Here is a 13,633-nt window from a genome sequence, read left to right as displayed (position 1 = left end):
CGGACTTACTTTGTCGTACAGCGCGATCGCTAAGGTCGAGCTGATAAATTGTTGGCTCGCGATCTCTCCTCCCGATCGATCCTCTGGACAGATCTTCTCCCGTAGAAAATGCTAAGAATAGCAGTGGCGTAGGCAAATAAGCTGTAAACGGCAGCAGGAACAGCCATATCGGGATTGTTTAACAGTCCGGCGGTAATCGCAATCGCTAGCGTCGCATTTTGAATTCCCACCTCGATCGCAATACAAATTCGTTGAGCAAAATTCAAATTGAACAGCTTGCCAAACCAAAATCCGATCGCCATTGAGATTGTATTCAGTAGTACTACCGCAATTCCTACTTGGGCAATAAAACTGGGGATGCGATTCCACTCGTGAACGATTAGTACCAAGATAATTAAAGCGAGGAAGGTAATAGCAAGACGGTTCGCTGTCTTCTCTAATCGGCGGGCTAAGTTGGGAAACTTTTGCCGGATTGTCATGCCCACAATAATTGGTAATATGGCGATCGCGAAAATTTGTAGCATTGTTTGTCCAATTGGTAAGGCGATCGCCGCACTTTGTCCGACAAAATATTGCAATGAAAAATTTGCGAATATAGGAATTGTGAATACGGTAATGGCGCTACTCAAAGCTGTTAAAGTTACAGAAAGGGCAACATCTCCTTTCGCCAAGTAAGTAATCATGTTGGAAGAGGGACCGCCTGGACACAGAGCCAGTACCATTAATCCCACGGCAATTGCTGGCTGCATGGATACGATGGAAGCGACCAGAAAACCAACGATGGGGAGAAAGAGTAATTGACTGACTAGACCAATAGCGACGGCTTTGGGATAGCGGGTGACTCGTTGAAAGTCTTTTGGCACAAGGGTTAACCCCATGCCTAGCATTACGGTTGCTAAACCTATTGGTAAGAGGACGGCGGTAAAAAAGTTGGCTTGCATAGATTAAGCTAGGTTGATTTCTTCAGTCAGCGTTGTGCAGCAGCATTTATGTTGGACAAGCAATCTCTGCGTGTATTGGGTTTTCTGTAGCCATCGAGAAGCTTGCTGAGTGTCTAGAAGGCGAGACTTTAAAATTATAAATTTTAACTGGGAGCAAAATTGCTAAACTGGTGACTTTCTGTTTAACTTTTCCCGATTATTGTTTCACAATCGTGCTTGATTGCCAAGGGTTATGTTATCAATAACAATCGAGTCAGAGAGTTTAGTTTGGCTGGTTGTGCTGTAGAAAGCGGTGCGGAGTTAGTATGATCTTCTCTCATATTCAATCTCAGCTCTTAACCCGTAGAAGTTGCCAACTTCGCACTCGTATAAAGTCTGGATATTTACTCACGAGCTACCAAGTAGAGTTCTTAGGTAATTGCTCGGTACAGCTTTCTGTTCTGCCAGATTACTCGCACTAAACTTGGATAATAATTCAAAATAAATCGGATAGACTCTCCGCTCCTAAACCAAACTAATTGACTTTTTAAATGATTTTGATAAAATATAGGCAGCATTACTGATTCGATCTTGTTACAAAAAGCTGACCTAATGTTTTCTACCATAATTCGCGAAACTGCGATCGAAGCAAGCTTTTTACCATAGTTGTTATTCCACTAGTTTCTGTTGTTACATTCAACTGTTGGCTGAAGCTGTAGAAAAACTATTACCAAACGGACTAGACACGGCTCGTTTGACCCATAGCTAGGTTGGCTCTCATCTAGCTGAACGATCGAGTTTTCATCTTTATCTGAGATAATTGTTCGTCAAGAGGCAAATTTGCGGCGATCTCATTGCTATTTACAGTAATTTTGCTCAAAACAAGCACCTTAGATATTTTTAAATTGCATAAAAGTACGAGGTAAATAGTTTTTCAACTACTAATCGAAATTGACAAATAAGTGAGATATAAAAATGAAAAAGAACGCACAACTCTATATAAAACCATTGTCAAAAACCGTCGGTGAACAAATTATTAATGCCGACAATAGTAGTGTTTTAGAGCTGAGTAAAGAATCGATTGTTAACCTGTTTCGCGCTCGGGGACTATTATTATTTAGAGGGTTTGAAGCAGATGTAGAGACTTTTACAAAATTTAGCAACGAATTAAGTACTAATTTTATGGATTATACGGGAGGTGTATTCAAGCGTAAAGTAATTAATGGTAATTCTACTCTTTTAAGTGTCAATGATTTCAAAGATGAAGTTAAATTGCATGGAGAAATGTACTATCAGAAAAACATTCCTCTTATGCTTTGGTTTTTCTGTGCTAACCCACCTTCACAAGATGGTGCAACAATCGTTTGCGATGGCAAGCTTTTTTTCGACAAGCTTAGCGATCTACTCAAAGATTTATTCAGTCGAAAAAAGTTGAAATATCGCCGTCATTTGGAGCGAGACGCATGGAGAGAACGATATAAAACTGACGAATTAGATGTGGTAGAGCAAATATGTAAGAACAACGACACTCATCTACAAATCAATGAAGATGAGACAATTGATATTTGTTACATTTATCCAGCGATACATCCAAGTAGAACTGGAGAAGCGATGATATTTATTAATAGCTTGCTGCCAGCAATGGCAATCTCGCCTGATGTCGTATCCTTCGATGATGGAACAAATATCGATGATACAATTATGTCTGAGTTGAATGAAATTGCTGAAAAAATAACGGTAGAGATTTATTGGCAGAAAGGCGATATTTTAATGGTAGATAATACCAGAATTATGCATGGTAGAAGAGCTTTTGCAGATGACAAGCGCGATCTCTATATACGCTTGTGTTCTCCGGCATTTTCCTATTAATTTTATCGGATCGAAGAAGAAACCAGCGCCACCTTCACGTCAATGGGTGCAGATAAATTTGCAGGGACAGCCCAAATTCTCAGCCAACGTCTCAACAATCGGGCAAACAGTCGTTCTATGCATCGATCGGCTGAGAACAAATATCGCTCAATTTGGCATTTGGGCATTGTTCGCGATTCTGCTCCTGAGACTGACTAGCGTTGTGGTTCCTGCCTTGCCAGGTACAGCTTACGCGATTTTGTCAGGTGCCTTGTTTGGGTTTGCACAGGGTGTAATGACGATCGCGATCGCAGATTTTCTCGCCTGTACTACTAATTCTTTCATTGCTCGTCGATCCGGTCGTCTGGTGGTGCAACGGCTCGTGGGTGAGCGGTTCATGGACAGACTCGCTCGATGGAGCCGAAAATATCTTGAAGGCAATTTCTTCCTGATGACAAGCGCTTTGATGTCTGGCTTTTTTGACTACGTTTGCTATGCTGCGGGTTTAACCCAGATGCCTTGGAAACGATTTCTGAGTACTTTAGGGTTGAGTATTGCGCTCGTCAAACCTCCCGTGGTGGCAGTTGGCGCGGGTATTCTCCAAGGTGAGAAGTTATTAATCGGCGCTTTAGTGGTAGGAATGCTAGCGATCGCGATCGTCTCCGCTTGGACTAGACGCAAAGGAAATCAAACTGAAGATTCAGACCTGTAGGTTTTCCGAGTCTTGTCAAATTAAACTGCTGATTCTAAATATCTGATTGAACTACGTGCATTGTTTTTCCCTCCTAGCTCAATTAATATGACAACTATTACTGCCCCGCCAGATAGTGCTGAAGTAAGGCGCAAGACACTTTTGGTTCTTCTAATTGGCATTGCCAGCAGCATACTCTACCTACTTGTCTATTTTGCACAGCGTGCCATTTACCTGAATGGTCTGTCTCGGAGCGATTCCGACAACGGGATCGCTTTGCGAGGCATATCTGCCGATCAGACGCGCTTGCTCTGGGAGTCTGCAAGCTATTACGGCGGTACAGTTGCCCTGTTTGCGCTCTACTTTTGGCTACTCCGACTTTGCCGTCGCGGTCAGTTGCGCTCTCGACCCGCACGTACCCTAGCACTACTTTTCCCCTTGCTGTTCAACTTGGGGCTACTGTTCGGGCAGCCATACATCTCGATCGATGTCTTCTCATACATGGCTCATGGCTACTTAGGCATTACCCCTGGTAACAATCCTTATATTAATGCAGCACGGGAGGTGATAAATTTCCCCTTTGGTCGCCAATTAGTGCCGTGGGGATGGTGGCCAGTTCATGGCATTTCGCCATATGGTCCGCTATGGCTCCAGTTTGAGGTAGCGATCGTCCGCTTTACACAGCATATTCCCTCAGCACTCCTGCTATTCAAGAGCTTAGTAGTTGCCTCTAGCCTCCTTTGTGCTGTACTGATTTGGTGTATCCTCAGCAGGGTGCGTCCACAAGATCGGCTGCTCGGCACGCTCGTTTACCTATGGAATCCAATGATTGTCATTGAGTTTGCCGCCGAGGGACACAATGACGCACTGATGATTGTCTTCGTGTTGCTATCTCTACTATTAGCTGTCCAAGCACGTCCTACTGCATCTATGGTGACGTTGGTGCTGAGCGTGCTGACTAAGTACCTGCCGCTGATTTTTCTACCAGCACAAGTCATTTACTTCTGGCGCACTCGTTCCCCACGATGGAACTGGACTGGACTGGTGCTACGGCTCCTACTCGGCTTGGTAATAGGATTAGGTCTAGCCATACTGCTCTATCAACCATTCTGGGTTGGAGTAGAGACGTTTCGGGGAGTACAACAAGCCAGCCAAGCGCAATTCGCTGCCTCTACCCGAATGCTGCTTTCCGGCTACCTCCAGTATTTACACCCTCAGGCGGAACCAGCACAGTTAGCCACCCAAATTTTAAGAGGGATCTTTAGCATTTACCTACTGATTGCTAGTCTGGGAGTGCGCGATCGGCAAAGTTTACTGAAAACGTTTGCTAATATCGCGTTAGTCTATCTGCTGGTTGCCTCGCCGGAATACTGGCCTTGGTATGCTAGTACTCCGCTGGCACTGATGGCATTATCCCCGCACGGCACCTTCTACTGGATGCTCTTCGTGCTTACCTTTTGTTCGCGCTTGGTCGCTCCCTTAGAACTGATGATGAGTAACGGCTTTATGACCAAGGAGGTAAAGGAGTGGAATTCTGCTCTGGTTGCCCTCGCGCTACCACTTTTGATCTTCCTAGTGCTATCTACATGGTCTACCGTATCCTCGCGGTGGAATACAAGAAACTGAGCCAATACTTCTTTGTCACAATCCAATACAGTCAACAGAGCATTGTCAAGTTACGCTCACAGAAAAATCTTATGAGAATAGCTTACCCATCTCGAACCATAGAATCATAGTTCTAGATGTACTAAATTGCTGACATTCTCAACTGGGACAGGAGTAGCGTTAATCTGATGGAATTGGAGTGTTCTGAAAATTCGGATATAGGCGCTCGATTTGATGGGCTTTGTAGGAGAACCAGCTAAACCCAAAATTGGCTAACTTGAGCTGTCGAAAGGTAGCATGAGGATCGCTAAGGTGCGTTTGGGGAAGTTGCTGTCCCATCTGTTTGAGAACTAGACCCAGCGGTACATTAATCTCATCCTGGAGTTTGAGACAACGGGCAAAAAAGGGACCGTAAGCAGCAATTAGAGAACCAACACCGCCGCGTACCTGTCCCCAACCGATGTAATAAATTCCTTTGTAGTCGTCTAGAAAACAACTGCCATAACATTGAACGATCGCACCCTTGACGCGCTGAAGAGCGGGCGGCAAAAAGGGATAAGAAACGTGAAATCCAGTCGCACAGACAATCAAATCAAATGTCTCACAGCTACCGTCAACAAATTCAACGGTATCCCCTTTGAATTGTCGTACCGCTGGTTTGGGCTGAATTCGCCCATGTTTTATATAGTAGGGGACTTCATTGTTGAGTGTGGGGTGTTTTTCAAAAATGCGGTAGGTGGGTTTGGTTAAGCCGTAATCCTCATGCTTGCCAAAGGTGAGGCGAATGATGCCATAGGCGATCAAACGTTGCAGCGATTCTGGCATCCACCCCCGAATCAAATCGACGACCGGCGTCCCAGCAAAGGTTTTGGGCAAAAACCAGACTGAGGAGCGCAAACTCAACGCAGACTTCGCTCCGACACGGGCAGCTTCTGCGGCAATATCACAGGCTGAATTCCCGCCACCGATCGTCAGCACTCGTTTGCCCCGCAATCGATCGGGATGTTTGTAATCTTTGGAATGGATAATTTCACCATTAAATTCACCTTGAAATTGCGGAAAGCGTTTATCCCAATGGTGCCCATTACACAGGAGCACCCCTTGATAAATTCGCACTTCCCCATTGGCAAAGGTGACTTGCCAGTGATTGTTTTCAATCGGTCGTACTTCTAGAACGGCACAATTCAATTCAATCGCGGGACGTAAATTGAAGCGATCGGCAAAGGCATTTAGATAGTCCCGCATTTGTGCAGCACTGGGGAAATCGGGATAATCGGCTGGCATCGGGAAGTGTGTAAACTGGGTAACCTTCTTCGATGAGATGATGTGTGCTGTTTGATAAACGCCGCGATCCCAGTTGCCACCAATTCGATCGCTGGCATCCACCTGATCGTAAGCAATCCCTGCTGCTTGAAGCGCCTGAGCCATCCCCAGTCCTACAAATCCAGCTCCCAAGATCAAGTGTCGATCGGTTCGGTCAATTGCCTGGGGAACTATCCTAGAGCGATCGATCTGTACCACGACGTATCCTCCGCTTAAACCCGCTATTTATCCAGTCTAAAAGCCAAGGCGCAAAACGTTGGGAAAGATGAATGATATAGGCAACGCGATCGGGAAAGACATGGAGGCGATCGCGTTCAATGCCCTGGAGAGTGCGCTGGATGACCGCAGCCGGATCGGTCAGTAAGTTATCGGGGATATCCTTAGTTGACTCTGCCAGCGTGCCATAGCGTTTCGATTGCAGAATGGGAGTACGACTGAAAAACGGATAAACGGCTGTCACTCTTATGTTGTAGGGGTTCACTTCATCCAGCAACCCTTCACTAAAGCCCCGTAACCCAAATTTGCTGGTGGAATAGTGTGTCAATCCCGCGATCGCGACCCAACCCGCCGCCGATGAAATGTTGACAATATGCCCCGATTGTCGGGCAATCATATCGGCAACAAATAAGCTGGTCAGTCGCATGGGAGCTAGGAGGTTAATCTGCATCAACCGTTCCCATTGCTCAGGAGGGACTTCATCCATCCGCCCAAACACAGCAATCCCAGCATTATTGATCAAAATATCAACCGGAGTGTTAAGTGCCTGCACCTGTTTGTACAGCAGATCGCAGCCCTCTGCTGTAGATAAATCTGCCACCAGGCAAGCCAACACCTTTCCCGTCGAGATCTCCTGCCCAATGACGGCTCGCTGCTGCTCCAGCATCACTGCATCTAGATCCGTCAGAATTAGCCGACTCTCTGTCATGAGCAACTGTCGGGTGAGTTGCTGTCCGAAACCACCTGTTGCTCCCGTAATCAGTACAACGGCATCTTTTAACTGAGTCATGGCAGTTCCCTTAACGCCCAGGCGAGGAATCGCTCTGTATAGTATAGGGCAAGCTGATTGCTAACACCATTGAAGACAGCATCAAAGGCATGGTTCGCCCAAGGAATTTCTATCAAACCCGCTTGATTCCCTGCTGCTTGCAGTTTCTCGTAGAGCTGCCGTCCAAACTTGGCAAGAACGATGCGATCGCGCCCTGAGTAAACCAGCAGCGATGGGGGTAGGTGAGATGAAATGTGGTTAACGGGTGATGCATCTTGATAGAGCTGTGGTACTCGCTCGGGGTTGCCTCCCAAAAAAGCTTCTAGAACGGCACGCACGTTGATCGGGTCTGGCACAGGGGGATTGTTGTAGCCTTCCGTCAGGTTCGTCGGACCGTAGTAGTTCACCACTGCTTGGATGCGTAGGGGGCTTTGTCCGTAGGCTACCAGAGAGGCTAGATGCGCGCCTGCCGATCGCCCCAACAGAGCAATGCGCTGGCGATCGATCTCTAGCGCGTCCGCCTGGGTTTGAATAAAGGATAGCGCCGTTTGCACATCTTCGAGCTGTGCCGGATAGCGAAACTGGGGGGCATGGCGGTAATCTAGAGCGACTACCGTATAGCCTTGGGCAGCCATATAACGGCTAAAGGTTTCATCGTTGGCAGGCGTACCATTCTGCCAGGCTCCTCCATAAATTGTGACGATCGCTGGATGTAGTCCAACGCAGGAGGGACGATAAAGATTGAGAGTCAATTTCACTCCGTCCGCGATGGCAAACTCAATGCCCCGCTCAATCCGGATTTCTGGCACCTTAATGCCTCGAAACGCATCTACCCAGATAAACGGATGGAGCCTTACTGCATGAGGAATGGGAGGAGCTGTCGTCAGCACTGCTTTGCCAAATTCAGCTTCCATGTCCGCAGCAATACGAGCATTGACGGCAGGGAACTGAATCAGAGGCAGCAAACTGAGCAGCAGACCCAGTAGACTGCAACCCAGTGCAACACTGTAGATCCAACTCGATTGGAGCCGCAATGCTACAAGCAGCAAGGCGATCATATTTACCACTATCAACCAGGGACTCACCTCTGGCATACCAATTCCCAGGGGTAGCAGGGAAAAGGTGGGAGCTGGAACGATCGTCCATAGACTGAGAAAGCAGCAGACAAGGCTCAAAATCCAGGGAATCACAAGGGAAGCTAGAAATGCCACCAGGAGGGCTAGCTTACGCTTTCCTGGCATAACAGATTGGGGTTTGTTTGTGGAATCGGATTGAGCCATTACTACCCAGAGCATTAAATAGTGAACAGACTAGACGGCTGCGTAAGCAACGTGTTTCTCGCAGGCATAAGTTTTGTACAACATGAGGTTGACGTTGTGTACTACGTAAATAGCTGCGAAGATTTGCCATCATCTCGGAAGAGTTTCTAGCGCGTTGTTGTCCGACAGCATTGGCTTTAACATCATGGTTAAGTAGCTCGTCGGGATTAAGTTCGGGGCTGTAAGCAGGCAAGAAAAACAGGCGGATGCGATCTTGATGTTTCTCTAGCCATTGGTGGACTGCCTTAGCTCGATGTACCGGATGACCATCTACAATCAAAAATACCTTGTGAGTGCACTGACGAATCAAGCGACGCAAAAAATCGAGCATCACAGCAGAATCAAAACGTTGTGTGAATAACTTGAAGCACAACTTACCCCGATTGGTGATAGTCGCGCATCAAACTGCAACCAAAGCGCTTACCCGTACTTGGCACAATCGGTGTAGTCCCAACTCGTCCGTAGGAACGTCCGGCTTGATCGTCGCCCCAAGATATTTGCTGCTGATAAAGGTTACGATGCTAAATGGTTGCGTCACCAGCTTCGGATCAAGGGCATCCAACCACAAATTAAACGACGAGTACAGCATGGCAAACAGCCCAAAGGCAGACCCTTTAAGTTCATTATGCTACGCTACAAGCAAGAACGTTCTTTCTCTTGGCTACAACGTAAATACAGACGGCTTGTCGTTCGATCTTGAACGTCTCCCAGCATGTTTTGATGCTTTCCTCCTTCTTGCCACATCTTATATCTGGTTTCCCAAATTAGTGGGATAGATTCATAAACTTTTTCAGAATATTCTAATACGTTCTGCTCCCACAAACCCACGCTTCCTTGAGGCACAATCATTTTTCGTAGGCTGAAACCAGGCGGGTTCGTTGGATTTTGCTAAAGTGACAGAAGAAGGATATGAGATTGTCTGATGGTTATTTTCCATAGAAGTGCGTTAGTTGAAGCATGAGCCAACGTTTAGATTTGCCCAGGATCGTCATCCAGTGCCAGTAAGAAATTTATCAAATCGGTTTGTTGCGCGGGAGTGAAGCCAGCAGCTCGATCTACATAAAAGTGATGTCCGGTTCCGTCAAGATTATCGCGTTTTAAGGCTGGGTTAGCTTGGTTTGCTGCCACTACTCGATCGCGCAACTCGCGGTCTAGCAGAGCGCGTAAGCTACTCGCACTATCGGCAGATTGACCTACACTCAGAGTCCCTGCCAACCCTAAGCCACTGGGATCGGTGACTGTAAAACTGCCATCAGGTTTTACCTTCAGACTACCTGCTTTAACGGCAACACCGCCATCATGCAGATAAGGCGCACTCAGATATAGCCCTCGTAAGGAAAGGGTTTTGTAGCCGCCATCTGGTAGGAAACCTTTAGGTAGAGTCGTTGGACTGTCGCTAATCCCCTCTGTTGGTACGTCTAATACTTCAGCATCTGTAGGTACAGGCACAGAATTATTCAGCGTGTAGAGCTTGGGTGGTACTAGTAAATCTTTCAAGGCAAGACGCGAGCGAGCGCGAGCTGAGTTAGTACCTAATTCACTTAAAGGGTTAATTCTGTTGTCCGTGAAGAAAGGAGGGACGTGACAAGTCGCACAATTAGCCTGTTCAAAGACTTTAGCACCGCGCCGCACAGAACCGCTTGCCAGTGCCGTTGCGTTTTCTTGAGTCCGATTGGGAGGTGGTACTAAGCTATTTTGAAAGGCAGCCATAGCATTATCGGCAAACAAAAAAGGTCCGCTAGCAATATCGTCTGAGGCAAAGCTATCAGGGCTGAAAATCGCTCCGTTATAAGTAAATAGGCTAGGTCGCAGATTGGGATAAGTACCAGCACCAGGAGCCGGAATTTGATCCTCTAATTCTGCTTGTCTGGGGTTGGGAGCAACCTGGCGCAGCCACTCCGAGGGTTTTACCCGTAATCCTTCCGGTAAACGCAAGCGCGGGTCAGCAGTATTTTGCAACACAACCCCCAAATACACTTCAGGATCTAAGCCTAAAGTCTCCGCGCTGAGCTGTGCTGCTGCGAGTAAGTTACCTTCAGATGAGTGAACGCCGTTACCAGCAGCGCTTAATCCAGCAAAGGGACCGATCGCAAACTGTCCGTCGAAAAAGTAGGGATTACCCTTAAAAGTAAAGATGCTAGGTATTTGAGTCGTGTTGTTGATGCCATCAGGCGAACTCTCGAAGTGACCGAAAGGCACGTCCAACAGGGTATCATCGAAAGCATCCTCAAACTTTTGGGGATCGGGTAGAGTAACTAAATTGCTACGACTATCGATAATCGTTTTACCGTTGCCTTGATATTTAGGGTCGAGTGGGTTGAGATCTAAACGAGCAAAGCCTGCTGTTGAGTTCGGTGCGAGCGCAATCAAAAAGCGAACGTTGAGATCGCCGTTAGGTACTCCTTTGAGGCGATCGCCAAATTGAGAGGTCACGTCATGGCATACCGCACAAGTAAAGTTACCGTCGGGCTTCAAACCGATAGGAAAATTAGCTGCTAAAGGTACATCTAGACCAGTATCGATAACACTGCCTTTGGCGTAAAAATGACTGCCCAGCTTTAAATCTTGTTGCAGAGTCAGGCGTAAATTGGTAGTCGGTCGCCCACCTAGATCGCTGATCGCTGTGATTAACTCTGGTTGAATCCGAGCTAAGCCCGTACCAAAACCAAGGACACCCTGAGTTCCCAAAGTGTCGCCAATCTTGCGGTTGAGGTAAATATTTTCCCCAGCGTCTATCAACTGTTGAGTAATCTCAACAGCTCCAATCCGTCCAAAAGCACCAGGATCGCTCGGATTTAGACCTCGTTGGCGAACAAACTTTTGGGCTGCTTGCGGAGTTAGTAATTTCCCAAAGTAGTCATAGTAACCGAGCGGTTGAGTCGGGGCAGGTTGTAGCAAAGCTTCTGTAGCTAAGGTTAGCTGCGGAGATAATAGGTTTGTTGATAGCAATACCGCAGTTAAACTCGCTACTAGCAACAAGCTCAGTAGGGAGAATCTCTTTCGCCAACGCATATTAACCTTCCAGGACTATTCTCTTGTTTAAGTTCTGTAGTTTAGAATGCGCTGAGTTGAAATAAGTTGAAAAAGAGCAATAAAATATAAAACTTAGGAAAAAAACACAAAAATTAGGAAATGTGCGGAACTCTAAGACGCGACAAGTAATGGAACCAAAAATGACAATCAGCCATGAATATAAATAACTAATGGATTAGACATCTCCAAAAATCTTCAATTCATTGACATGACTAGTTTATAGTCCGCGCTCGTTCAACTCAAAAAACAGCGAGTTCTATGATACACTCAGGTTTTGAGATAGTTTGAGTGAAGTATAGAAAGAAAAATATGCAAAACTAAACGATTTTTGTTTGGTGAGTTTGCAGTTTTTTACATAGGTAATATTAGCGTTCCAATTCGGAGTCTAACTAATCCACAAATTGCCCGAATTACTCGTTCATATTTTTTGGGATTTAACCTAAATCTTTCTTGGGCAACTCGAAATATTTTGACCGAACGGATGCGGTGTTCAACAAATAGTCGCTTAGACGAAAACTCCTGATTTGCTTTTTTCTGATCTGTTGTTAGTTTGCCATTTCGCGGTGTTTTAATCGGAGTGTCAATTAAATCTTCTCCTAGATAGCCTAAATCCCCCTTAATTTTTTGTGCTGGAGTGAAGTTATCACGGTTTTCTCGGAACAAAGTTATATCGCTTTTTGGTCCTGGTTCTCCAGCCACAACATCAACGATATCTCTACCAAGTGGCAAAATAATCATTTGAGTTTTAAATGTATGAGTACTTCGCTTACCGGAATAATATCTTTTTTGTTCTTTATTGTCTCTAGGTCTTTCCCTGACTTGCTCGTAGCTGTCTACTATTAATTCATATTCTGTGAGCATTTCTTGAACTAGTTCAGCATCAGATTCTGTTTTTTCACTTGTTCAATTAAACTAGATGGTAATAATTCTTCCAAGAGTGGTAACCAATAATTAAATGTCTCATTTGCAGTAGACTCACTTACCCCAAACTGGATATCCAGCAATTGAAATGTTGTCAGATGCCGAAGATAAACCAAAGTTAAAATTATTTGTTCTTCGAGTGACAATTTAGGTTTTCTACCACCTCCACCTGCAATAATTCTAGTTTTCTTAGCTTCTGATAAAGCTTGTTTTTCATTGTGTAATCTCGTGACATTTTTGATTAATATTTGTAACTGCTCGTGTCTCAAACCTATCAATCTCTGGGTTTTTTGAGGATTCGATTCAATGTAACTCAGTATATGACTCATGTTTTCGTGTAAAAAACTTGTTTTGATATTCTTCTACCTTAGAATATACTATTTTGGAGATGTCTACTGGGAAACAGAAATTTCTATTTTCCAGTAGCTTTGTTATAGCTACAGTAACGTAGATAGACAATGCTTATAGCAGTCGTGCCGCCCAAAATCAGCAAGCGTTAACAACAGCATTCGCACCCCCATCTCGATTGGCTAGTAGCACTGATTGCCAACAAGCAGTGAGGTTTCTTTTTCCCCCACGAGCTTCCTAGACCGACGATTCTTCAGGAGCAACGAATAAGTGAAACAGCGCCCCCGTCTGCGCCGCACTCATCAGCTGCGGCAGCGATTCTCTCTGGGAGATTTTGTCATGCCCAGTTACCACCCAACCCAGCCCCGAACGATTGTCGTCCAGTTGAAGTTGAGCGATGCAACTAGAGCAGTGGAAGCAGCACTCCCGATTGTCGAAGAACTGATGCAACAAATCGAATCGTTACAACAGCTTCAACGCATCAGCGAGTTCAAACTGATGGCAGAAATTCATTTGAGATTGAGTTTTCGCGGTTCTGATGCAGCCACTGCAACGATTGCTCAAGCGATTGACAACTCGGCTTATCAACTGGAAGAATTACGCAGCCAGCGGCAAATTACCGACTTTGCACTGGAGTATG

14 protein-coding genes are annotated in these 13,633 nt (G+C 45.8%); 4 read left to right on the top strand and 10 right to left on the bottom strand.

The features are described from left to right. Nucleotides 1–29: 29 nt before the first annotated feature. Entirely contained in the window at nt 30–941 is a 912-nt protein-coding gene (locus tag N4J56_RS34790) for a bile acid:sodium symporter family protein (RefSeq protein WP_106217052.1), read from the bottom strand. A 954-nt stretch (nt 942–1,895) separates the two neighbouring features. On the opposite strand from N4J56_RS34790, the gene N4J56_RS34785 reads away from it, so the two are divergent. The 3 genes from N4J56_RS34785 to N4J56_RS34775 all read left to right on the top strand — a co-directional run bounded on the left by N4J56_RS34785 (nt 1,896) and on the right by N4J56_RS34775 (nt 5,085). Continuing rightward, a complete protein-coding gene (locus N4J56_RS34785; RefSeq protein WP_106217053.1) occupies nt 1,896–2,789 on the top strand; it encodes a TauD/TfdA family dioxygenase in 894 nt (297 codons plus the stop codon). Continuing rightward, on the top strand, nt 2,737–3,480 hold the full coding sequence (locus tag N4J56_RS34780) for a TVP38/TMEM64 family protein (RefSeq protein WP_106217054.1): 744 nt from the start codon (nt 2,737–2,739) through the stop codon (nt 3,478–3,480). Before N4J56_RS34785 ends, N4J56_RS34780 begins: the two co-directional genes overlap by 53 nt. An 87-nt stretch (nt 3,481–3,567) precedes the next feature. Next, the gene (locus N4J56_RS34775) at nt 3,568–5,085 is read left to right on the top strand and encodes a hypothetical protein (RefSeq protein ID WP_317111330.1); all 1,518 of its coding nucleotides are present in this window, start codon (nt 3,568–3,570) and stop codon (nt 5,083–5,085) included. Nucleotides 5,086–5,244: 159 nt separating this feature from the next. Here N4J56_RS34775 and N4J56_RS34770 read toward each other — a convergent pair whose 3' ends face one another. From N4J56_RS34770 to N4J56_RS34730, 9 genes are all read right to left on the bottom strand, one after another. Beyond that, nucleotides 5,245–6,585, bottom strand: a complete 1,341-nt coding sequence (locus N4J56_RS34770) for a flavin-containing monooxygenase (RefSeq protein ID WP_317111329.1) — start codon at nt 6,583–6,585, stop codon at nt 5,245–5,247. Further along, the gene (locus tag N4J56_RS34765; RefSeq protein WP_106217056.1) at nt 6,563–7,393 is read right to left on the bottom strand and encodes an SDR family NAD(P)-dependent oxidoreductase; all 831 of its coding nucleotides are present in this window, start codon (nt 7,391–7,393) and stop codon (nt 6,563–6,565) included. The genes N4J56_RS34770 and N4J56_RS34765 overlap by 23 nt, the downstream gene beginning before the upstream one ends. Continuing rightward, on the bottom strand, nt 7,390–8,613 hold the full coding sequence (locus N4J56_RS34760) for an alpha/beta hydrolase fold domain-containing protein (protein ID WP_181245368.1): 1,224 nt from the start codon (nt 8,611–8,613) through the stop codon (nt 7,390–7,392). Before N4J56_RS34760 ends, N4J56_RS34765 begins: the two co-directional genes overlap by 4 nt. Continuing rightward, a complete protein-coding gene (locus N4J56_RS34755) occupies nt 8,597–9,064 on the bottom strand; it encodes a transposase (RefSeq protein WP_317111324.1) in 468 nt (155 codons plus the stop codon). The genes N4J56_RS34760 and N4J56_RS34755 overlap by 17 nt, the downstream gene beginning before the upstream one ends. Before the next feature lie 27 nt (nt 9,065–9,091). Next, complete coding sequence (locus tag N4J56_RS34750; protein WP_146139736.1) at nt 9,092–9,280, bottom strand: hypothetical protein; 189 nt, start codon at nt 9,278–9,280, stop codon at nt 9,092–9,094. 44 nt (nt 9,281–9,324) lie between these two features. Further along, nucleotides 9,325–9,534, bottom strand: a complete 210-nt coding sequence (locus N4J56_RS34745) for a hypothetical protein (RefSeq protein ID WP_127024526.1) — start codon at nt 9,532–9,534, stop codon at nt 9,325–9,327. A gap of 126 nt (nt 9,535–9,660) precedes the next feature. Then, on the bottom strand, nt 9,661–11,703 hold the full coding sequence (locus N4J56_RS34740; RefSeq protein WP_317111321.1) for a di-heme oxidoredictase family protein: 2,043 nt from the start codon (nt 11,701–11,703) through the stop codon (nt 9,661–9,663). A gap of 372 nt (nt 11,704–12,075) precedes the next feature. Next, the gene (locus tag N4J56_RS34735; RefSeq protein WP_317111319.1) at nt 12,076–12,585 is read right to left on the bottom strand and encodes a transposase family protein; all 510 of its coding nucleotides are present in this window, start codon (nt 12,583–12,585) and stop codon (nt 12,076–12,078) included. Between the two features lie 8 nt (nt 12,586–12,593). Continuing rightward, a complete protein-coding gene (locus N4J56_RS34730; protein ID WP_317111317.1) occupies nt 12,594–12,914 on the bottom strand; it encodes a transposase family protein in 321 nt (106 codons plus the stop codon). Nucleotides 12,915–13,263: 349 nt separating this feature from the next. Between N4J56_RS34730 and N4J56_RS34725 the strand changes: the two genes are divergently transcribed. Next, the coding region (locus tag N4J56_RS34725) for a hypothetical protein (protein WP_317111315.1) at nt 13,264–13,633 on the top strand (370 nt) is incomplete at its 3' end.

Source organism: Chroococcidiopsis sp. SAG 2025 (assembly GCF_032860985.1).
Lineage (GTDB): Bacteria > Cyanobacteriota > Cyanobacteriia > Cyanobacteriales > Chroococcidiopsidaceae > Chroococcidiopsis.
Note: the sequence above shows the minus strand (reverse complement) of the source record. Positions and strands in the feature narration are given on the sequence as shown.

What these genes read in the sequence shown, in the direction of transcription:
- N4J56_RS34740 (WP_317111321.1), bottom strand. Translation starts at nt 11,703, where the DNA reads ATGCGTTGGCGAAAGAGATTCTCCCTACTGAGCTTGTTGCTAGTAGCG.
- N4J56_RS34780 (WP_106217054.1), top strand. Translation starts at nt 2,737, where the DNA reads ATGACAAGCGCGATCTCTATATACGCTTGTGTTCTCCGGCATTTTCCT.
- N4J56_RS34735 (WP_317111319.1), bottom strand. Translation starts at nt 12,585, where the DNA reads ATGCTCACAGAATATGAATTAATAGTAGACAGCTACGAGCAAGTCAGG.
- N4J56_RS34790 (WP_106217052.1), bottom strand. Translation starts at nt 941, where the DNA reads ATGCAAGCCAACTTTTTTACCGCCGTCCTCTTACCAATAGGTTTAGCA.
- N4J56_RS34785 (WP_106217053.1), top strand. Translation starts at nt 1,896, where the DNA reads ATGAAAAAGAACGCACAACTCTATATAAAACCATTGTCAAAAACCGTC.
- N4J56_RS34765 (WP_106217056.1), bottom strand. Translation starts at nt 7,393, where the DNA reads ATGACTCAGTTAAAAGATGCCGTTGTACTGATTACGGGAGCAACAGGT.
- N4J56_RS34775 (WP_317111330.1), top strand. Translation starts at nt 3,568, where the DNA reads ATGACAACTATTACTGCCCCGCCAGATAGTGCTGAAGTAAGGCGCAAG.
- N4J56_RS34760 (WP_181245368.1), bottom strand. Translation starts at nt 8,613, where the DNA reads ATGCCAGGAAAGCGTAAGCTAGCCCTCCTGGTGGCATTTCTAGCTTCC.
- N4J56_RS34750 (WP_146139736.1), bottom strand. Translation starts at nt 9,280, where the DNA reads ATGCTGTACTCGTCGTTTAATTTGTGGTTGGATGCCCTTGATCCGAAG.